General features: G+C 49.3%; 18 protein-coding genes. 11 read left to right on the top strand and 7 right to left on the bottom strand.

Features of this window, described 5'->3' with window-relative positions; genetic code table 11:
- Nucleotides 1–341 precede the first annotated feature (341 nt).
- On the bottom strand, nt 342–1,364 hold the full coding sequence (locus Q0V21_RS22160) for an MBL fold metallo-hydrolase (protein WP_301880649.1): 1,023 nt from the start codon (nt 1,362–1,364) through the stop codon (nt 342–344).
- Between the two features lie 165 nt (nt 1,365–1,529).
- On the opposite strand from Q0V21_RS22160, the gene Q0V21_RS22165 reads away from it, so the two are divergent.
- Both Q0V21_RS22165 and Q0V21_RS22170 read left to right on the top strand, forming a co-directional pair.
- A complete protein-coding gene (locus tag Q0V21_RS22165) occupies nt 1,530–2,540 on the top strand; it encodes a fumarylacetoacetate hydrolase family protein (protein ID WP_301880650.1) in 1,011 nt (336 codons plus the stop codon).
- 92 nt (nt 2,541–2,632) lie between these two features.
- Entirely contained in the window at nt 2,633–3,214 is a 582-nt protein-coding gene (locus Q0V21_RS22170; RefSeq protein ID WP_301880651.1) for a TetR/AcrR family transcriptional regulator, read from the top strand.
- Between the two features lie 438 nt (nt 3,215–3,652).
- On the opposite strand, the gene Q0V21_RS22175 is transcribed toward Q0V21_RS22170, so the two are convergent.
- Together Q0V21_RS22175 and Q0V21_RS22180 are read right to left on the bottom strand one after the other, a co-directional pair.
- Nucleotides 3,653–4,273 carry a pyroglutamyl-peptidase I gene (locus Q0V21_RS22175; protein ID WP_301880652.1) on the bottom strand — a complete coding sequence of 207 codons (621 nt, stop codon included), beginning with the start codon at nt 4,271–4,273 and terminating at the stop codon, nt 3,653–3,655.
- Nucleotides 4,274–4,286: 13 nt separating this feature from the next.
- Nucleotides 4,287–5,297, bottom strand: coding sequence for a Gfo/Idh/MocA family protein (locus tag Q0V21_RS22180; RefSeq protein WP_301880654.1), 1,011 nt, complete (start codon nt 5,295–5,297; stop codon nt 4,287–4,289).
- Between the two features lie 228 nt (nt 5,298–5,525).
- Here Q0V21_RS22180 and Q0V21_RS22185 point away from each other — a divergent pair, with 228 nt between their 5' ends.
- From Q0V21_RS22185 to Q0V21_RS22210, 6 genes are all read left to right on the top strand, one after another.
- On the top strand, nt 5,526–6,266 hold the full coding sequence (locus tag Q0V21_RS22185; RefSeq protein ID WP_079349851.1) for an ABC transporter ATP-binding protein: 741 nt from the start codon (nt 5,526–5,528) through the stop codon (nt 6,264–6,266).
- Between the two features lie 9 nt (nt 6,267–6,275).
- Complete coding sequence (locus Q0V21_RS22190) at nt 6,276–7,025, top strand: ABC transporter permease (protein WP_024633472.1); 750 nt, start codon at nt 6,276–6,278, stop codon at nt 7,023–7,025.
- 33 nt (nt 7,026–7,058) lie between these two features.
- Nucleotides 7,059–8,777 carry a helix-turn-helix domain-containing protein gene (locus tag Q0V21_RS22195; protein WP_301880655.1) on the top strand — a complete coding sequence of 573 codons (1,719 nt, stop codon included), beginning with the start codon at nt 7,059–7,061 and terminating at the stop codon, nt 8,775–8,777.
- A gap of 202 nt (nt 8,778–8,979) precedes the next feature.
- Entirely contained in the window at nt 8,980–9,951 is a 972-nt protein-coding gene (locus Q0V21_RS22200; RefSeq protein WP_052016823.1) for a FecCD family ABC transporter permease, read from the top strand.
- A 2-nt stretch (nt 9,952–9,953) separates the two neighbouring features.
- A complete protein-coding gene (locus Q0V21_RS22205) occupies nt 9,954–10,970 on the top strand; it encodes a FecCD family ABC transporter permease (protein ID WP_079349853.1) in 1,017 nt (338 codons plus the stop codon).
- An 89-nt stretch (nt 10,971–11,059) separates the two neighbouring features.
- On the top strand, nt 11,060–11,974 hold the full coding sequence (locus Q0V21_RS22210; RefSeq protein WP_301880657.1) for an iron-hydroxamate ABC transporter substrate-binding protein: 915 nt from the start codon (nt 11,060–11,062) through the stop codon (nt 11,972–11,974).
- Nucleotides 11,975–12,131: 157 nt separating this feature from the next.
- On the opposite strand, the gene Q0V21_RS22215 is transcribed toward Q0V21_RS22210, so the two are convergent.
- Genes Q0V21_RS22215 through Q0V21_RS22230 form a run of 4 tightly spaced genes read right to left on the bottom strand, consistent with a single transcriptional unit; the run spans nt 12,132 to nt 14,965 of the window.
- Nucleotides 12,132–12,554 carry a macro domain-containing protein gene (locus tag Q0V21_RS22215; RefSeq protein ID WP_079349855.1) on the bottom strand — a complete coding sequence of 141 codons (423 nt, stop codon included), beginning with the start codon at nt 12,552–12,554 and terminating at the stop codon, nt 12,132–12,134.
- Nucleotides 12,555–12,600: 46 nt separating this feature from the next.
- Nucleotides 12,601–13,539 carry a TIGR02452 family protein gene (locus tag Q0V21_RS22220; RefSeq protein WP_301880659.1) on the bottom strand — a complete coding sequence of 313 codons (939 nt, stop codon included), beginning with the start codon at nt 13,537–13,539 and terminating at the stop codon, nt 12,601–12,603.
- Nucleotides 13,520–14,017, bottom strand: coding sequence for a riboflavin biosynthesis intermediates N-glycosidase (locus Q0V21_RS22225; protein ID WP_301880661.1), 498 nt, complete (start codon nt 14,015–14,017; stop codon nt 13,520–13,522). The genes Q0V21_RS22220 and Q0V21_RS22225 overlap by 20 nt, the downstream gene beginning before the upstream one ends.
- An 18-nt stretch (nt 14,018–14,035) precedes the next feature.
- Nucleotides 14,036–14,965, bottom strand: coding sequence for an NUDIX hydrolase (locus tag Q0V21_RS22230; RefSeq protein ID WP_301880662.1), 930 nt, complete (start codon nt 14,963–14,965; stop codon nt 14,036–14,038).
- A gap of 221 nt (nt 14,966–15,186) precedes the next feature.
- On the opposite strand from Q0V21_RS22230, the gene Q0V21_RS22235 reads away from it, so the two are divergent.
- The 3 genes from Q0V21_RS22235 to Q0V21_RS22245 all read left to right on the top strand — a co-directional run bounded on the left by Q0V21_RS22235 (nt 15,187) and on the right by Q0V21_RS22245 (nt 19,228).
- Complete coding sequence (locus Q0V21_RS22235) at nt 15,187–15,621, top strand: MarR family winged helix-turn-helix transcriptional regulator (RefSeq protein ID WP_301880663.1); 435 nt, start codon at nt 15,187–15,189, stop codon at nt 15,619–15,621.
- 69 nt (nt 15,622–15,690) lie between these two features.
- Nucleotides 15,691–17,412, top strand: a complete 1,722-nt coding sequence (locus tag Q0V21_RS22240; protein ID WP_301880664.1) for an ABC transporter ATP-binding protein — start codon at nt 15,691–15,693, stop codon at nt 17,410–17,412.
- Entirely contained in the window at nt 17,396–19,228 is a 1,833-nt protein-coding gene (locus Q0V21_RS22245; RefSeq protein WP_301880903.1) for an ABC transporter ATP-binding protein, read from the top strand. The genes Q0V21_RS22240 and Q0V21_RS22245 overlap by 17 nt, the downstream gene beginning before the upstream one ends.
- The last annotated feature ends 3 nt before the right edge of the window (nt 19,229–19,231 follow it).

Raw genomic sequence — 19,231 nt, forward strand, 5'->3', positions numbered from 1 at the left:
TCTAGTTCGTTAGATGTGATGGCTGGAGCGCTCGTCTGCAGTTTCGTTAATTCGCCGCTTCGCTTGTTAGTATGTGGAACGATTGGTCCGTAGGTACGTTGATTGGTTGGCCGATCCGTTAGATCGCCTGTATCTCAGTTCACTCCTTCGTTGATTATTTCGTTCTTCCGCAGGCTGGTTTGGCAAGTGTTCTACTAGTAAGTCATAAGTCCATATCCATTTTTCTCCATAATCGGTTCTAAGCGCCGATTATAATTCCGTGGAACAATAAAAAAACGGCCGCTGTTCGCATCGTTTGCGACAAGGCCGTTTTTTGTTTTTCGTACGCTAGCTTCAACTTGCTATTCTTGCCAAACACTCATAGGGTCCCATGGCTTGATCTGATCGCCATATTTTCCGGCCAAAAAAGCTTTCATGTCTTCCAGCTTAGCAGGCACCTCGTTCCAAATTGGAAGGGGTGGTAACCCTCGTTTGCTTTTCAATAGGATATCCACTGTAACATACAACCGTTCTGGCTGAATCCAATGAAGGAAGCGGGAAATATCAATTTGCTTGGTCAGGGACAAGGAATCAATTTCGTCATTGTAATGCTTGTTAAACTCGCTAATCAGGTTCAGGAGGTAGTCCCTTTGCTCCTTCACGAAGTCCAGGCCGCAGATGGCACCATGTCCTGGAACAACGATTTCGGGTTTAATTTCATCAATAATCCGATCAAGCACTTTAACCCAATTGAGGGTTCCCTCTTCGCTGTATGCCGTACAACCGTTAAACACGACATCGCCGGCGAACAGCACTTTTTCTTTTGGCATCCACAGCAGCAAGTCACTGTCAGAGTGGGCCGGAGCTACGTTGTAAATCATAACTTCCGTATCGCCAAGACGGATGTTGATATCGTCCTTTATCTCAATATTCGGGAGCACCCATTCTACGCCTTCCAGGTCGAATCCTTCGAATTCCGCTGCAAAAAACCGCTCGCCCGAAGTCGATTCTGGAGAATTCTTTCCTCTTCTGATGACGCTATCCATCCAGGCGATATTTTCGGTGAGACGCTCTCTGGACGCTTCCTTGTGCATAATAATGCAAGCATTTTCAAACACTTTGTTTCCCCAGGCATGGTCGCTGTTATAGTGCGAGTTCACCACATATGCGGGAGAGCCGCCGTTGCTTACTTCCATAAAAGCCTCCCGCATTTCCCGCGCATGGAACAAATCGAAGAACGTGTCATACACCAGCCCTTCACCCTTGTTGATGAACCCGGCATTGGCCCAACTGATGCCGCGATACGGCGAAATACCGGCAAAGACGCCATTTGCGACTTCAAAAAATTTAACCCGAGGTTTTTGGATAATACGTCCATACTTCATGAAAATTCTCCTTTGCGTATATGTTTTTGGGGTAAAGCACACTGATTATGTCTTTAGTATAGAGAATGGAAAACATAAATGAAAGCAAGTACTTGCATGCATTTACTCTATGCTATACGATAGTAACAGAACAACATCAAACAACATGGATGGAGGCGCTGCAACATGAAGCTAGTAACCTTTCAAACCAAGACATCTCAGGAACCTTTGTTTGGGCTTGTAATTAACGAGAAATTTGTCGTGTCTTTTGCTGCAATCATGAAAATGCAGGGAACATTCTTTGACAGTCTTAAAAGTATGGACAGCTATCTTCATTATTTGCCGGCAAGTTATGATGCCGCTAAGGAATTGATGCAATATGCTGTCGAACAGTCGCATCAATTCAATGAAAATGAAATCTGCCCGATTGCAGCGGTAAAACTGCTGCCGCCGGTTCCGAATCCGGCTGCGCTTATCGATTTCGGGCTGACGCCAAGACATCTAAGAAATGCTGGCGTAAATCTGCTGCAAAGAGAATATACAGGGCCGGAAAGAGAAGAGCTTAAACGAAAAACCGCCGAAAAATTCCAGCAAGATCCGAATAAAGTAATTTTCAGTTATTACAAGTGTAACCATAATGCACTAATTGGCGATGGGGATACGATTCATTGGCCTTCGTACTCTTCCTACCTGGATATCGAGCCGGAACTGGCCTTTGTTACAGGGAAGGGGAACTGCATTGCAGGTTATGTTATTTTTAACGACAGTACTCTCCGCGATGTGCAGTGGCCGGATTTCCAGGCGCTGACCGGACCGACGCGCTGCAAAGATTTTGATCGCAGTAAAGGAATAGGACCATTTCTAGTTACACCGGATGAAATCGACAACCCGCTGGCACTGGATGTGGATGTACGGATCGGGGAGAGACTGCACTGGAAGGGAAGCACATCCGAGTATTCTGTACACCCTGCAAAAGTGATGGAGGAGATTCTCAAAGTTTTCACGCCGCTCCCGGGCACGATTATAGGAATGGGTACGATACCGGATTGCTGTGCAATCGAGACCGAACAATGGCTGTTGCCCTCTGACCGAATCCAGATTACATTTGATAAATTAGGCACGCTCACGCAATTGGTGCCTGATCATGTCAAGATTACGGAACCAAGCCGCTGGGAAAAAAGAAGCGATTTGCCTTAAATAAACGTTTATGAAATGATGAACCCCGACCCTGCTGCATATGCAAAATCTTGTAGTAGAATAGGTTTAACATATGTAAAAGGAGAAATGCAATGCAAACTTCAGACAGAATCATTGAAGCCGCGACACGTCTCATCAAAATGAATGGCTATCGGGGAGTAAGCACCAAAGCTATTGCAACGGAAGCTAAAGTCAATGAATCTACGATTTTCCGGCAATTTGGAAGCAAGCAAGGCATATTGGAAGCCATCATTGAAAGACATTCGGATATCCCGCAATTTGAGAAGCTGTTAAAAGAGGACGCGACCGATAACCCGGAAGTCGATCTGCTGAATGTAAGTCAGCAGTACCGTTTATTTTTCCATAAAAATGCGGACATCATTTTAATTGGCATCCGCGACAAAGGAATGCTTCCCGAATTAGACAGAGTGCTGGCCGATCCGCCGGCGAAGCTTCACTCCTTGCTAGTTGAATATTTTGAACGCTTGCAGAAGAAAAAAGTTATAGCCAGACAGAATGAGCGTCTTGTCGCTATGTCTTTTCTCTCGATGTGCTACGGATTTCAGATGAGCGAGCTGATTCACCGGCAATATCAGTCCCAACTCGTCACCGAGGAAGAGTTCTACAAGCACAGTGTCTCATTATTTGTTAAAGGAATTTTGTCTCAGTCATAAGCTTTGTTGATTTATTTAAATATGCCGAAACACCAAATAAAGTCTGTAGCCGGAAAACTGAACTATGACCGAGAGATGGACACTTTTTAAAAAAGTGCCCTCTCTGAGAGCCCTGCAAAAGCCATGCTTTTGAGCAAAAGAGAGATTCAATTTGGAAATGTAATCAAGAATGCTAAAAAGCAGCTCGCTCCTCATACGAGGGCGGACTGCTTTTGCTCGACTAGCTTTACCATTCGATTCACATTCATAACAAATGCTGTGAGATACGTCTGTATCTGTATTCGCATACGAAATGGTCCTAGGTACTTGGTTGTTGCCATACAGTGGAACCTCTTCATCTCTGCATTTTTGTGTTCAATAACCCATCTGCATTTTTCCGTATTAATGTAGTTGTTCCATGTAATCTCATTCGTTCGTCTTACAACGATCCAAACTTAATTACTCCGCCACTACCGTGCGAATCATAACTCTCAGAGCATCCAGCATCATGGGGATGGGCAGTGACGGCACCGAAGGCTGAAGCACAGCCATCTCTGTTGAAGCTGGAAAATGTACAAATCCAGCACGAATCGGAAGCTGTTTCAATCGGATATGATCCAGCACCCGATACATCGTATTGTTGCAAATATACGTGCCTGCGGTATTGGACACCGCAGCTGGGATACCTGCTGTCCCCATGTTATTCACCATCGCACGAATCGGTAGCGTGGAGAATAGGCCGTCCGGGCTGCCTTCCACTATGAGCTCGTCCACGGGATGTTGGCCCTGGTTGTCCGCGAAGGAGCCAGGAGGAACGTCTTTGACATTGACAGCAATCCGTTCAGGTGTAATGGCTGTCCTGCCTTTGGCCAGTCCACAGGCGATGACGGCATCCGGTTGATAGGATTCCATCTCTGCGATTAGCAGATCCGCACATTCATCGAAGTGCACAGGCAGCAGCACTGTTTTCAGCTCCGCTCCCTCGATCACTTCATGCGCAAGTGCTTCCATCAGTTCTCCCGTCGGATTCACCGCATCCCCGCCAAAAGGTTCAAATCCGGAGATCAGAATTTTCACCATCGCTTCTCCACCCCTATCTATTTATTTCGGATTTGTAACGCAGGCCCCACTGACCACGAATCGTGTCCATCAGCTTCATAATTTCCAGGGATTCGTCCAGTTGGATCGTTCTGCTCTCTGTACGTCCTTCCAGGATGCAGCGCCCTGCTTCCTCCGCTTCAAACGCATATCCGATACACGTCCGGTCATCGGTAAATTTCTCCGGTTCATCCTGACCGTTCACGTGCAGATAGGCTTCCTTGCCTGCCAGGAAGAGTGGCAAACGAATGTATCCTTCTGTGCCATATATGACCGCTTCGTTACTCAGGTTAAGCCGAATGGCCCCATTCAGCGATGCAGAACGACCTTCGGAATAAGACAACAATACGGAGAATTGTTCATCCACACCCGTCTGTCCAATGTTCGCCGTACTCCACACATGCTGAGGCTGCTCGCCAAAAATCATGGACGCAAAGGAGATCGGATATACCCCTGCATCGAGCAAAGCACCTCCACCCAGATCCGGGTTAAGCAACCTGCCTTCCGGTTCCCAGCCTACACGGAAACCAAAGTCTGCTTTGACCAGACGTACCTCGCCGATTCTACCTTCCGCAATCCATGCTCTGGCCTGAGTGATCGGAGGCAGAAAGCGTGTCCACATGCCTTCCATGAGGAAAAGATTGCGCTCACGCGCCTTCTCCACCAATTGCTCCAGCTGACGGGCATTCATTGTAAACGGTTTCTCACAGAGTACCGCTTTGCCCGCTTCCAGACAGGCAAGCACATTTTCCTTATGTAACGGATGGGGGGTTGCCACATAAATAATATCCACTTCAGGGTCCTGCAGCATTTCATCATATGAACCGTAAGCGCGTGCAAAACCATATTCAGCTGCAAACTTCTCTGCGCTTTCGGCTGTTCGTGAACCTACCGCTGCTTTTACGGCGTTCCCGGCATGCTCCAAATCCCGCGCGAACTGAGATGCAATCCATCCTGTGCCCATAATGCCCCAATTTACTTTGTCCCGTCCAACAATTTTCGTCATCGTAAAGCCTCCCCTGATATCAAATATTGTAAAAAGATCACGATCTTGATTAGGCCAACACGGTGTCTTCTTTATTTTACCAAAAAGAACCGCTTGCGTCAGACCGGTTTCCTCTCTCCCATTCCATGATCTACATTCAAACAAACGAATTGAGATCCACTCTCATTTCAATTATTCCGTATTTTTGTTAAGATAATTGCAGATCACGGATGAAAGGACGACCCGACTTTGTCCACACTTTTAACCATTAATAAGCTAGTGAAACGTCTCGGTTTAACCGAACAGCGTATTTTATTCGAACAAGTGAACGCAGCAGTGGATCAGGGAGAGCGTATTGCCATACTCGGTGCATCCGGCCAGGGGAAAAGCACATTGCTTCGCATCCTCGCCCTGCTGGATATTCCTGATGAGGGAGACCTGATCTGGAAAGGAATCTCTTACCGGGATTCGGACCCACGTACCTGGCGTATGCGCATGACTTATGTGGCACAACAGGCTGTTATGCTGGCAGGAAGTGTGGAAGATAACCTGAAAACGGTGCATCTGCTTCACAGGCAGCCCTATGATCAGAACTTGGCCCAACGACTGCTTGCAGGGATGGGATTGGAGGATCTTGATATTCAAAAGCGGGCCAGCGACCTCTCCGGTGGGGAGAAACAGCGCATAGCCCTGATCCGTTCCATGATGCTGCGGCCCGAGGTGCTGCTGCTGGACGAAGTGACTGCCTCCCTGGACCGGACTAACGCTCGACTCGTGGAAGAACAATTGACCCGATGGAGCCAGCAGGAAGGCACTTCTCTTGTCTGGGTTACCCATGATCAGGAGCAGGCACAATCGTTCAGTACAACCACCTGGTTCATGGGCAACCAGACCTTGCTGGAGCGTCAGCCAACAGCCCGTTTTTTTGACAATCCGGCCACCGAACTGGCCAGACAATTCATTATGCGTCCTGCCCCTGTGGCAGAATAAGGAGAACTCATGTCACTCATCGCTCTTAGTTTTACCATTATATTTGTAATGCTCACCATGCTCATCTCGGTCTGGCAGAAGCTTGATCTGGAGAAGGATATTGCCATAGGCACTGTTCGTTCCGCTGTACAGCTGCTGCTCGTCGGCTATGTACTTCAATTTATTTTTAACTCGGACCACCCCGCTCTGATTATTGCCATTGTCGGATTCATGATTACAGTAGCTTCCATTAATGCCGGCAAACGCGGAAAAGGACTTCGCTGGATTTCCTTATATATTGCGGCTGCAATTACGGTTACGGAGCTGCTCATGATGGGGTTATTGTTAGGTCTGGGTATTGTGGAGCCTACTCCCCAATATATTATTCCATTGAGCGGCATGACCATCGGTAATGCCATGGTGGTGTCCGGGCTGTTTCTGAACCAGATGAAACGCGAGGTTGAGTCCTCCAAAGGTGAGATTGAATCCCTGCTTGCATTGGGGGCAACGCCAAGACGTGCTTTTCAGGACGTGTTGAAACGTTCCGTGAAATCCAGCATGATACCCACGATCGATGGGATGAAAACGGTAGGACTCGTACAGCTTCCTGGCATGATGACAGGTATGATTATTGCGGGTGCGGATCCGGTTGAGGCCGTTCGTTACCAGATTCTAATCGTATTTGCTTTTACCAGCTCAGCCGCTATTACCAGCATCCTGCTCAGCCTGATGACATACCGACAGTGGTTCACATCGGATATGCGGTTGCGCTCGCTATGATACATCCAATCTGTCAGGAAAGGAGGTCTCACCATGTTAATTCATTCGAGCAACAACCCTAACCCAAGTACCGCCCACATGTTGACCCAACCGGATCAGCCGAAACGCGCTGATGAATCCATTTCACGAACGGAAATGAGTACTTTTCTGAACGATACGTTGCTCGAACTTCGTCAGGCAGAGTTGATCACCATAAATACGCATTGGCAATGGAGTCAGATCGAGCTCCCTCACCATACCTTTGTCTACATGCACAAATTCACGGGTAAACTGGTGGCGAACGATATCGAAACCCTTGTTGCCCGCAAGTCCGCCTTCCTGTGTACTCCGGGAACTTCTCTGGAGCTCTTCTCTGATGCTGACCATGAGATTGAACTGTATATCATTCATTTCGATCTGTTTCGGGTTGCCGAGAAAACGGAAGAAAGGCGAATATATGAGCGAGAGCTTGGTTCACCTGTAACAGGGTGGATTCAAGGCCCTTACTATGGGATACAGCGAATTGCCGCACAATTAACAACCGAAGCTTCACAAAACAGCTTGAAAGTGCAGCTGCTCCTGACCGATCTGCTTCATATGCTCTGGCCGCAGGAAGGTCAGTCGGATGCGGAAGGACAGGACGAGCCTGAACAGTGGCTCAGATCAACCTTACAGTATATGCGTGAAAACTATATGAACGAAATCAAGCTGGAGAAGCTGGCCGAATTGGCCGGTATGCATCCGTCGTATTATTCACAACTGTTCAAGAGCCGGATGCAGAAAAATCCAATCGAATATATCACTCATTTACGAATGAATAGGGCCAAGGAACTGCTCATGACTTCAGATCTGCGTATTCGTGATGTGGCCCGCCAGGTAGGCTATCGGGACGAATTCTATTTCAGCCGACGGTTCAGGAACCAGGCCGGTTATGCGCCAACTTCCTATGCCAAGCAGGTACATCGAAATATCGTTTCGCTCTCCTATCCATACACCGATCACCTGATGACGCTTGGCATCACACCATGTGCGGCTCAGATCCAGGGCCATCTGCCCCATGTTCCCAAATCGTTGACGCTGCCGTTCCATGCCTATGAACCTTGGGAACAGGGACGTCAGGCATTCCTTGATGTGAATCCCGATTTGATTCTAACCAAAGATAACGCAGCAGCTATTGCAATGGAACATATTGGAGATGTTGCCCCAATCATCACCATTCCTTGGAATCAGACAGACATCTTCGGTCATTTGCAGAAAATCGCCTCTATCGTGGATCGTACTCAAGCGGCGAAGGAGTGGCTGGAACGGCATGACCGCAAGGCGGAGCGGGCTCGCAAAAAGATCAGGGAAACGGCAGGTCAGGTCACCGTCGCTGTCTGTACTTTAACTGTAAAAGGACCACGCATGTACAGCAATCGCAACTTCGGCCATGTATTTTACCGCAGCCTGCAACTGGCCGCTCCCGATCGGATTCAGAGAGAGTTGGCAGGCAAACCTGTCGGTGTAGGTTTCAACTGGATGTCCTTCACGCCTGGGGAATGGGATGGACTGGAAGCAGATGTGCTCCTGATTGCGGTTACATCCATGCATGAACGGAGCGCACTGCTGCAGCAGATTACTACAGATCCGTTGTGGAAAAACTATCCCGCAGTAAAAAACGGATACGTGCATGTCATAGACTGGAATTCATGGGTGGTATACGCTCCCTATTCCATCAACATCCAGCTCGATGAAGCGCTCTCCATGTTGACGAACAAAGCCGCATTTCTGTAATCTAAAAAATGTCCATCTCTATAATCTTAATTTATGCCATGTACGGGCCTGAATTAAGATTTTATAATGTTCACTAATTGATAATGATAATCAATAACAACAGCAAGGTGTTGTTGGTAACAAAGGAGTGACCCGCATTCAACATCCGGGACTGTCACAACGTCCGTCCAAATCACAAAAATCCGCAGTGACGGTGGGCTTGATGTTTTTGGCGGCTATTGCCGCGCTGCTGCTTAGTATGTTTGTCGCCATTTCTCTGGGGGCCAAGGGGTTAACACTGGAGACCGTATGGACTGCCATATTTCAGTACAACCCGGCTTTGACACCGCATCAGATTATTCACGAGCTGCGGCTGCCCCGTGTTATTGCTGCTGCTGTCATTGGCGCCGCCTTTGCTGTGGCCGGAGCGCTCATGCAGGGGATTACACGCAATCCGCTGGCAGACACCGGCATATTGGGAATCAATGCAGGAGCTACCTTTGTCGTGGCGCTCAGTTTCGCTTTCTGGCCGGGATTACCTTATGGCTGGATCATGTTCCTGTCATTTGCAGGGGCTGTTCTGGGCACTCTGCTCATTTTCCTATTGGGCATGGCAGCTCCCGGAGGACTGACGTCGATAAGGCTTACCGTTGCGGGTGCCGTTATTGCAGCGATGTTAAGTTCGCTCAGCACTGGTGTAGCGATATATTTTGACCTGAGTCAGGATTTGGCCTTCTGGTATGCGGGTGGTTTCGGCGGTATTGAATGGCGGCATCTGAAGCTGATTCTGCCTGTGCTGCTGGTTGCTCTCGTGCTCACCATGCCCATGGCCCGTCGTGTCTCCCTTATGTCGCTCGGAGAAGAAGTTGCGATTAATCTCGGGATCAACCTCCGCTGGACCAGGCTGTTTGCCCTGACGGCGGTAGTAGTGCTGGCTGGCGTATCCGTATCTGCTGTAGGCTCGATCGGCTTCGTTGGATTAGTTATTCCACACATCTCTCGCAAATTGGTTGGCGTGGATTATCGACTTATCATTCCGATGTCCTCCCTGCTCGGAGCCGTCTTGCTGGTGCTCGCCGATTTGGGATCACGCATTGTGAATCCGCCTCAGGAACTGGCAGTAGGCATTATGGTCGCCTTTGTCGGTGTACCCTTCTTCCTCTATCTGGCCCGAAAAGAAAGGAGGGCCTTGTAGCGATGAACTCCAATACACACTCACGAGGCAAACGTTCCATAGCGGTCAGTGTTACGCTGCTCTGCATAGCCTGTGCCGTCATCGTGATCAGCCTCAACACGGGAACAATTCGCTTGTCACCAATGGCCGTGCTTCACACCCTGCTAGGCAATGGTACGCCGGATGATCAGATTGTATTGTTTGACTATCGACTGCCACGCATTCTGGTTACTGTACTGGCTGGAGCAGGCCTCGGCGTCGCTGGTGCTGCGCTGCAAGGTATTACACGCAATCCACTGGCCGATCCAGGCATCCTCGGATTGCATGCAGGAGCGGCCTTTGGATTGATGGTATTTGTAAGCTTCTCCCATTCCATGAATGGCTCGGTTGCCTTGCTGATTCCGTTGTTTGCTTTTGCAGGCAGTGTCGCCGCGGCGCTGATTATCATGCTGCTATCCTATGATCGCCATAACGGAGTATCCCCCATTAAGCTTATTCTGGTGGGCATTGCCGTAGCGGCCGGATTCCATGCCTTGACGCTGTATTTGTCCCTCCGTTTGGATGAAGATACCTATTCCTTCGCCGCTCGCTGGCTGGCAGGCAGCGTCTGGGGCAGAGACTGGGTTCATGTCCAGGCTCTGCTTCCATGGATTGTACTCTGCATCTCGTACATATGGAGTCGTTCCAAAACGCTGGATGCCTTTAATCTGGGAGATGCTGCCGCGACCAGTATTGGTACACCCGTCCGATCCCAACGTGTTATTTTGCTATTGTGCACAGTGGCATTGTCTGCCGTCAGTGTGTCCATGGCTGGCGGGATTGGATTCATTGGTCTGGCGGCGCCTCATCTGGCCCGCAGACTGGTTGGCCCGATGCATCGCCATCTGATCCCAGCCGCCGGACTCATCGGTATGGTTATTCTGGTCGCTGCCGATACGGTCGGGCGAACGATCTTTCAGCCCAATTCCATTCCGGCAGGCGTCGTGGTCGCGGCGATAGGCGCACCTTACTTTTTATACCTGCTGGTACGAACAAAGTAATGGCTTTACCGCAACAATCCAATGATTCCACCGTTATACCCAACATAAAAACGACATCCATGAGATGTTCAAGGAGATTGAGATTACCCATGTTAAAGAAAAACCTTATGCTCTTCATGAGCATCTGTCTGGTGCTTGTACTCGCAGCCTGCGGGAACGCCAATAATTCATCCTCTGCTTCGGAGGACACCAATTCCGCTTCCGGAGACCAACGCATCGCATCCATGTCGATCCATCTGACCAATGACCTGCTGTCTCTCGGGATTACTCCGGTTGGTTCGGTAATCGGCGGGGAAGCCAAAGCCTTCCTGTCCCACGTTGCTGACCGTCTTCAAAATACTACACCGCTCGGTCCCGTTAAGGACCCGGATATGGAAGCTTTGCTTGCCCTGAAACCGGATGTCATCTACCTGGACGAAGAATTTTCCGGTGATGATATCGCCAAATTTGAGAAAATTGCTCCTGTACACGTCTTCAATCTGGATGATGGCACGTGGCGCGACCACTTAAAAGACATTGGCAAACTCGTGAACCGCGAGAAGGAAGCCGAGCAATACATTCAGGATTATGCGACAGAAACGGATGAAGTGAAATCTCTGATCCATGACACCATTGGGGATGGCACCGTAATGGCTATCCGTGTTACTGCCAAAGAATTACGTGTGTTTAGTACACGCCGTCCGATGGGTCCGATTTTGTATGAGGATCTGGGTCTCACCCCATCTAAAGGCATTGAGGAATTCGATTCGTCCAAACCATATCAAGTCGTTTCCCGTGAAGTGCTGCCCGACTTTGATGCAGATGCGATCTTTGTTGTGGTGAACTCGGATGATGAAGCTCAGAACATGTTCAAAGAGCTGCAAAACAATCCAATCTGGCAGGGGCTTAAGGCTGTCAAAGCAGGCCATGTCTACCCGATCGGTGCTCAGCCTTGGCTGGATTATTCTTCAATCGGCAACAAAATGGCCATGGATGAAGCCAAAGAAATGTTCTCCAAGAAATAAAATAATCCTTACTCACAACGCATAATAAAACATCAAAAAACCTCTCTTTGCAGATCGGAATAGAGTCAGCTACATGCTCTCTCCATCCGCTCAAAGCAGAGGTTTTTTGTATTCAAAATTGTATCTCTGAAGGTAAAAGTCCGTCGGCATGGTCTAATCACAGGGTACAAACGACGATCTCAACATCCGTTTCGGCAAAAGCATCCTGAATAATGCCTCTCACCTTATCCCACTTCAACCTGTCCAGCCCGCAGCCAATTTGCGGCATCGCCAGTTTGTTGATCCCTTCTCTGGCACAAACGTCACGCATGGATTCCACCGCACGAGTAAAGGACGGATAGGTTGGTTTGTTCGAGAACTTGGCTTTGGTGACCAAATTCAGGGTCCGCCCTACCGGATAGCACTGTCCAATCTCTAGTGGCTCCTGCTGCGCCTGCTCCTGAAGAACCTCCAATCCAAATCGCTGCCGGAACTGCACAGCAATTCCTGCCCCCATGCGGGCATCCGCGGAAATGCAGTGTGCAAGCGTGTAATGATCATCCATGGCAAACAAATCCTGCTGTATCTCGCGAAACTTCATACCTGTCCTCTCCCTTCCACCTTTTGACTTTGTAAACTTCTCCAAATCACTCTCCAGCCAAACGATCCTCAAATGCTTTGAACGTTTTCTGTCCGGCTGTCCGGTCCAATACGGCAAATACGATGCGCTCAAAGGAATGCTTGAAGCTCTCTCTTACCAATACATCATGGAAATATTCCGCTACCTTCGCCGGATCATTCCTGAATACACCGCAGCCATATGCGCCTAATACAATAGTTTGATGCCCATGCAGCGCGGCCACGTCCAGAATATAGCGAATACGCCCTTTCATGACGGACTCAATTTGCTGATCATCAGCATCTCCCCGGTCTCTCACCACTCCTGCATTTACAGCAGGCGCTGTGATGAATGCCGTCAGATTATATTTGTCGAGCAGCCGATCCTCGTCATCACGGATCACCGGAACTTGAGGCGAATAGATCATGTAATCGGAGTACAAACAAGACGGCTGCTTGCGATTGTAATCATACATTTCGCTCATTTGGACGATACATGGGTACAGTCCCGTAGCCCGTGCCAAACTTTCCTCCTGTGCCTGACTGCCTCCCAGGAAGCCGCCACCGGGGTTTTTCGCTGAGGCAAAGTTGAGGCAAACGACATCTTCCCTTCCTTCATCCACAGAAAGGCGTGAAGCGGCCGCGAGTGTGGTCTCGCCCGTAACCTCGATGCGAACGGCTGAAGCTTCGACGGAAGGTTGCATTCGAATCATTTCTTTACTGCGCTTTTCTCGAAGAGCGATAAGCTCCGTAGGACGGTACAATACCGAATCCCGGATCGCTCGCTGTAAGTCCGCACCGATCTGAACCCGGCGATCATATCCGTTCACATATTCTCCTGCTTCCAAAATAGCCAGCGTCTGATGAGCAATACGGGAACGTTTGGAGCGTGCATTCGTGCTGTTGACGCCTGTTGTTATATTGCGGTTGTTGTTCTGAATATCGTTCTTATGTTGTTGGTCGTTCATCTTCATCACTTCCTATATTTTCTCTTAGACGGGTGAGGATCTCACCCAGCCAGTTGGTCCCCCGCCACGTTCTTCTATGGCGAATGCGCGGGTCTTCCTCCGCCAGCCCAACGCCCCAGATGCGGTCATCCGGGCTTGCCTCTACAAGAGTCGTTCCTCGGGTGGCGAGCAGCGTGGTCAGCAGCTGTTTGTTTTGGGTGAATTTGGCTTCGTTGCCCTCATAGACAATACGTTTGCACTCCTCTTCCCATACAGTCTGGTCGAATCCTGCGACCTGCCTGCCCAGCTTTTTTTGTACAGATGCGGAGCTTGCTTTCAGGATCTTATCTGCAATAATCTGATCGCCGAAAAGCAGCGCTTTTTGGTGCATCATATATTGTTCTGCACTGGTGTAGTGAACGCCATTGACGGTAAAATCCACCGGGTGCCACTGTGAGAACGGAGACGCTGTACGCCAGAAAAATGTAAACTTCTCCATCGAAATTCCCTCCTAACTTTATGGTGTTAATCTTTCCGGATTCAGTCTGTACAAACGGGATGGACGATGTCCTGCATTCCCCGTATACTCACCCGTTTCGATAACCCAATCGGCGATTTTGCGCCGGAAAGCGGCAGCCAGCAGTTTTTTGCCACTGATGATTTCATATACTTTCTGGAGAGCAGTTAATGTGAATGTCTCCGGCATCAGATTAAAAGCAATATCCGTATATTCCACCTTGGCCCGCAGACGTTCCAGCGCGTAATGTATGATCTTCGCATGATCAAAGGCAATACCTTGAACCTCATTCACCGAAATATTGCTGTGGCGCACTCTACCTTCCACTGTTTCCTTCGTCTCAATGACAGCCGACAATTCCTCTGTTCCATTGGTCAAAATCAACTGCACCCTGCGCTCCGTCACGCGTCCACGCTCATGGATATGACGTTTCTCCTCCAGCAGCCGCTGCTCCATCCGAAACCAGTCCGCTTCGCTGGCATCGTCGCCAGCCTGAAGCTGCAGCTCGCTGCTGTCGACCAGCGCCATGTAAGAACAGCTGATTACACGCGTACGCGGATCACGCTGCACATCCCCCCAGGTGTAGAGCTGCTCCAGATAAATATCATCCAGTCCGGTTTCGGTAAAAAGTTCCCGTCTGGCGGCATCTTCCAGCGATTCCTGCATAGAGACAAATCCACCCGGAAGCGCCCACTGCCCCATATAGGGATGACCTCCCCGACGAATCAGCAGCAGCTGGAGCTCTGGCTCCGCGAGTTTGCGATAATTCTCCTGCGTTTCACTTCGTATTGTAAATACCAACATGTCCACGGTAACGGAAGGACGTTCGTAATCGCCTGCGTCATAGGTTTCAAGAAACTGTTGTTCGCTTATGTTCACGTGATTCTGATGATCTGATGAATATTGATCCGAATTACCCGCATGTGTCATTTCGAAAGACCCCATTCTGTTATTAACATTTTGTTATTAACAATTAGATAATAACAATCTAACATATACTTCTGATCCACGTCAATATTTCCCATACCTTCACAAACCCACATTATGTCTCGCTCTAACAAGCTTCTTCGGAATATCAAAAAGCACTTGACGATATGTCAAAGGAAACTTATCATTTAGTTAGTCGACTAATTAAAAGGATGGAAGCAGTTATGAAATCAGCTCGGAATGAACGTTTAATGGGCGAGTTATCGGAACTCGTCAAGCTACAGCGATACAAGGTTCATGAGAAGCTTGTCAACCACCCTGAGTTATATCCTGGACAACCGCCGCTGTTATTCCAGCTTGAACGGGAAGATGGTCAGACCCAGAAACAGTTGGCCGAACAGCTGCGCCGCGCCCCTGCAACGGTAACAGTTATGCTGAAACGCATGGAAAGCTCGGGGTTTGTACGGCGTGAAGCCGACCCTAAGGATCTGCGCAGTCTGCGTGTCTATCTGACCGATCAGGGCCGTGATGCGCTTAAGGAACTGAGAGAAGTATTCCAGGAGCTTGAATACCAAGCTCAAAAAGATTTTACACCTGAAGAATCGCAACTCATGTCGGCGCTCGCCCAGCGCATGGTTCAGAATCTGCAAGAATATTAAATGAGGTACTTCTGTCTCATGAATAGTTGCAACATGATTATTTCACAACGAATGAGGTGATTTTTCCCATTGTGGACGTTAAAACGATTCCTTACCCCGTATAAGTCAGCGGCCATTCTTGCTCCGCTGCTCATGGTCCTTGAGGTTGCCATGGACCTGCTTCAACCCAAGCTGATGTCCAGCATTGTGGATGATGGTGTGCTTGCAGGGAACCTGTCCCACATCGTGACTACAGGTTTGTTTATGCTTCTTTTTGCGTTAATCGGATGGGTTGGCGGTGCAGGATGTACGCTGTTTTCAAGTAAAGCTGCCGTTGGATACGGCACCGATCTGCGCCAGGAATTGTTTGATCATATCCAGAAGTTCTCGTTCCGTAATCTGGATACCTTCCAGGAGGGCTCGCTGATCACCCGCCTGACGAGTGATATCACCCAGATGCAGACCTTTGTACAGATGCTTCTGCGCATGTTTATCCGTTCGCCGATGCTGATTATCGGCAGTATTATTATGGCGTTTACGATCAGTGTCAAACTGGCGTTGATTCTCATTTTGTCCGTGCCGATTCTGTTCATCATCTTATATATCCTGATTTCCGCTTCTTATCCACTCTTCGCCAGTGTTCAGAACAAGCTCGACAAGGTGAACGCCGTTCTTCAGGAGAATCTTGCCGGCATTCGTGTCGTCAAAGCTTTTGCACGCGCACGTCAGGAGAAGAAACGTTTCCAGCAAGCCAATGAAGATTATACCCATACAGCAGTGAAAGCTTGGCGCATCGTGTCGCTGAATGCACCGGTATTAAGCCTGATGCTGAATGCGACCATTGTAGCGGTGCTGTGGTTTGGAGGCTTCCAGGTGGTAGGAGGCGATATTGCCGCCGGGGATTTGATTGCTTTTATCAACTACGTAACGGTTGTACTCTCATCCCTCACTTCAATTAGCATGATGTTGATGAGCTTCTCCCGCGCCAAGGTGTCTGCTGCACGAATCAATGAGGTGCTTCATACCCAGCCTGATATCCAATCCGGTCATGATGTGTCTCGTAAAGGAGCAGGTCAAGTGGAATTCAGAGACGTCTATTTCCGCTATGATGGAGAGCATACCCTATCTGGAATTACACTGACGGCTAAACCGGGAGAAAAAGTGGCCTTACTCGGCTCAACAGGCTCGGGCAAAACTTCACTTGTACAGCTGATCCCCCGCTTGTATGATGCTTCGCAGGGTGAAGTGCTTGTGAACGGAGCGAACGTGCGTAACTGGGATCTCCAGGATCTTCGCAGCCGAGTGTCCATCGTTTTACAAGAATCCATTCTGTTCAGTGGCAGTATCCGGGATAACATCTGCTTCGGCCGACCTGACGCAACGGAAGCTGAACTGCGTGCCGCAGCCCAAGCAGCGGCGGCTGATGATTTTATCATGAACCTGAAAGATGGATACGACACGGAACTGGGCCAGCGCGGTGTCAATCTCTCGGGTGGGCAGAAGCAGCGGATTTCTATTGCCCGCGCCCTGCTCATGCAACCGGAAGTTCTGATTCTGGACGATAGTACCAGTGCCGTCGATCTGCGTACGGAAGCGAGCATTCAGAAGGCACTGCATTCCCTAATGAAAAACAGCACCACCTTCCTGATTGCACAACGGATATCTTCCGTAAAGGATGCAGACTGCATTTACGTGCTTGATGAAGGAGAAATCGTGGCAAGTGGTACACATGAGTATCTCATGGCCCATTCGTCACACTACCAATCCATTTATTATTCACAGCAACGGAAGGAGGATGTTCAATTTGGCTAAAAATGCTTCCTCCTCCATCCATCAAACCGTTGTTCCGCCGATCGGAAGACCTGGGCCACCCGGCCGAGGTCCGGTTCCCAAAGTAAGAGCCAAGAACGCCCGGCACGCCATCATTCGAGTATGGTCATACATGGGACGTCATCGCAAAGGGGTTATCTCGGCTCTTGTACTGACAGCTCTTGGAACGTTGCTTAATCTGGCAGGACCTTATCTGCTCGGCCGTGCGGTCAATGAACATATCGTCCCCAAAATGACGGATGGCCTGCTGAAAGACTGCATGCTATTGCTGACCGTATACGTGCTCGGCTCGCTCATGATGTGGGCTCAATCCTATGTCATGATCGGCGTATCCCAACTGACCGTGAAGGATCTGCGCCATGCTCTGTTTTCTAGGCTGCAGCAGCTGCCGATCCACTTTTTCGACAAAAATCAGAGCGGTGATCTGATGAGCCGGGCTACCAATGATATCGATAACGTGTCCACGACGCTGAATCAAAGTGTAACCCAGCTGATGTCCAGCGCCATCTTGCTGGTTGGCTCCCTGTCGATTATGTTTGCCCTGGATGTCCGACTGACTCTGCTCAGTCTGGTGACGGTTCCCCTGATTACGATCGCCACTCGGCTGATCGCTTCAAGAACACGCAAACATTTTACTGCACAACAGAAGCTGCTTGGTGAGCTTAATGGCTACGCTCAGGAGACCATTGCCGGACAAAAGGTGGTCGCAGCTTATAATCGTCAGGAGCAGGCGCATAAACATTTTCAGAACCTGAACGAGAAGCTTCGCACTTCCAGTACCCAGGCTCAGAGCGTATCCGGTCTGGTAGGCCCAACGATGAATGTCATGAACAATATCGGTTTTGCCATACTGGCAGCGGTAGGTGGCTGGATGGCTTATCATGATCTGACGTCCATCGGGCTAATTGTAAGTTTTCTTGCCTACTCCCGCCAGATTGAGCGGCCCATCAATGATCTGGCGAACCAGTATAATCTGATTCAGGCAGCCATTGCAGGTGCTGAACGTGTATTCCACATTATTGATACACCAAGTGAATACGTGGAAGAACAGAAGATACAGCTGGAACAGATTCAAGGTAAAGTGGTATTTGAGGAGGTATCCTTTGGGTATAGCCCTGAGAGAGAAATTCTCAAAAAGGTCAGCTTTACCGCGAAGCCAGGCGAGATGATTGCACTTGTTGGACCGACTGGTGCGGGTAAAACGACCATTATCAACCTGCTGCCCCGTTTCTATGAGATTACGGGCGGACGAATTACCATTGACGGCTGCGACATCTCGGAACTTGAGAAAGATCAGCTTCGGCGCGAACTTGGCATTGTGTTACAGGATGCTTATCTATTCTCCGGAACCATTCGTGACAATATTGCCTACGGCAAACCGGATGCAACGGACGAACAGATTCAGCAAGCGGCGAAGCTGGCCAATGCCCACTCCTTCATCCGCAAATTATCGCAGGGTTACGACACCCCGATCATCTCCGGTGGCAGCAATCTGAGTCAGGGACAGCGACAATTGTTAACCATCGCTCGTGCCATTCTCGCTGATCCTGCCATTCTTATTCTGGATGAAGCGACCAGCAGCATCGATACGCGCACCGAAATGCAGATTCAGGAAGCGATGCGAACCTTGATGAAGGATCGCACCAGCTTCGTCATCGCCCACAGGCTAAGCACGATCCGTGAAGCCGATCAGATTCTCGTCATCGATGACGGCAAAATTGCCGAACGAGGCAACCATGATGAGTTGATGCAGCAGCAAGGTTTTTATTATCAGTTGCATCAGGGTCAGCAAAATTAACCA

Source organism: Paenibacillus sp. 11B, from assembly GCF_030487755.1.
Lineage (GTDB): Bacteria > Bacillota > Bacilli > Paenibacillales > Paenibacillaceae > Paenibacillus > Paenibacillus vandeheii.

Excerpts from the sequence above, each read along its gene's own strand:
- Q0V21_RS22190 (WP_024633472.1), top strand. The coding sequence starts at position 6,276 with ATGTCACTCATCGCTCTTAGTTTTACCATTATATTTGTAATGCTCACC.
- Q0V21_RS22220 (WP_301880659.1), bottom strand. The coding sequence starts at position 13,539 with ATGAACGACCAACAACATAAGAACGATATTCAGAACAACAACCGCAAT.
- Q0V21_RS22175 (WP_301880652.1), bottom strand. The coding sequence starts at position 4,273 with ATGGTGAAAATTCTGATCTCCGGATTTGAACCTTTTGGCGGGGATGCG.
- Q0V21_RS22180 (WP_301880654.1), bottom strand. The coding sequence starts at position 5,297 with ATGACGAAAATTGTTGGACGGGACAAAGTAAATTGGGGCATTATGGGC.
- Q0V21_RS22210 (WP_301880657.1), top strand. The coding sequence starts at position 11,060 with ATGTTAAAGAAAAACCTTATGCTCTTCATGAGCATCTGTCTGGTGCTT.
- Q0V21_RS22165 (WP_301880650.1), top strand. The coding sequence starts at position 1,530 with ATGAAGCTAGTAACCTTTCAAACCAAGACATCTCAGGAACCTTTGTTT.
- Q0V21_RS22170 (WP_301880651.1), top strand. The coding sequence starts at position 2,633 with ATGCAAACTTCAGACAGAATCATTGAAGCCGCGACACGTCTCATCAAA.
- Q0V21_RS22245 (WP_301880903.1), top strand. The coding sequence starts at position 17,396 with ATGTTCAATTTGGCTAAAAATGCTTCCTCCTCCATCCATCAAACCGTT.
- Q0V21_RS22195 (WP_301880655.1), top strand. The coding sequence starts at position 7,059 with ATGTTAATTCATTCGAGCAACAACCCTAACCCAAGTACCGCCCACATG.
- Q0V21_RS22160 (WP_301880649.1), bottom strand. The coding sequence starts at position 1,364 with ATGAAGTATGGACGTATTATCCAAAAACCTCGGGTTAAATTTTTTGAA.
- Q0V21_RS22230 (WP_301880662.1), bottom strand. The coding sequence starts at position 14,965 with ATGACACATGCGGGTAATTCGGATCAATATTCATCAGATCATCAGAAT.
- Q0V21_RS22225 (WP_301880661.1), bottom strand. The coding sequence starts at position 14,017 with ATGGAGAAGTTTACATTTTTCTGGCGTACAGCGTCTCCGTTCTCACAG.
- Q0V21_RS22205 (WP_079349853.1), top strand. The coding sequence starts at position 9,954 with ATGAACTCCAATACACACTCACGAGGCAAACGTTCCATAGCGGTCAGT.
- Q0V21_RS22215 (WP_079349855.1), bottom strand. The coding sequence starts at position 12,554 with ATGAAGTTTCGCGAGATACAGCAGGATTTGTTTGCCATGGATGATCAT.
- Q0V21_RS22200 (WP_052016823.1), top strand. The coding sequence starts at position 8,980 with ATGTTTTTGGCGGCTATTGCCGCGCTGCTGCTTAGTATGTTTGTCGCC.
- Q0V21_RS22235 (WP_301880663.1), top strand. The coding sequence starts at position 15,187 with ATGAAATCAGCTCGGAATGAACGTTTAATGGGCGAGTTATCGGAACTC.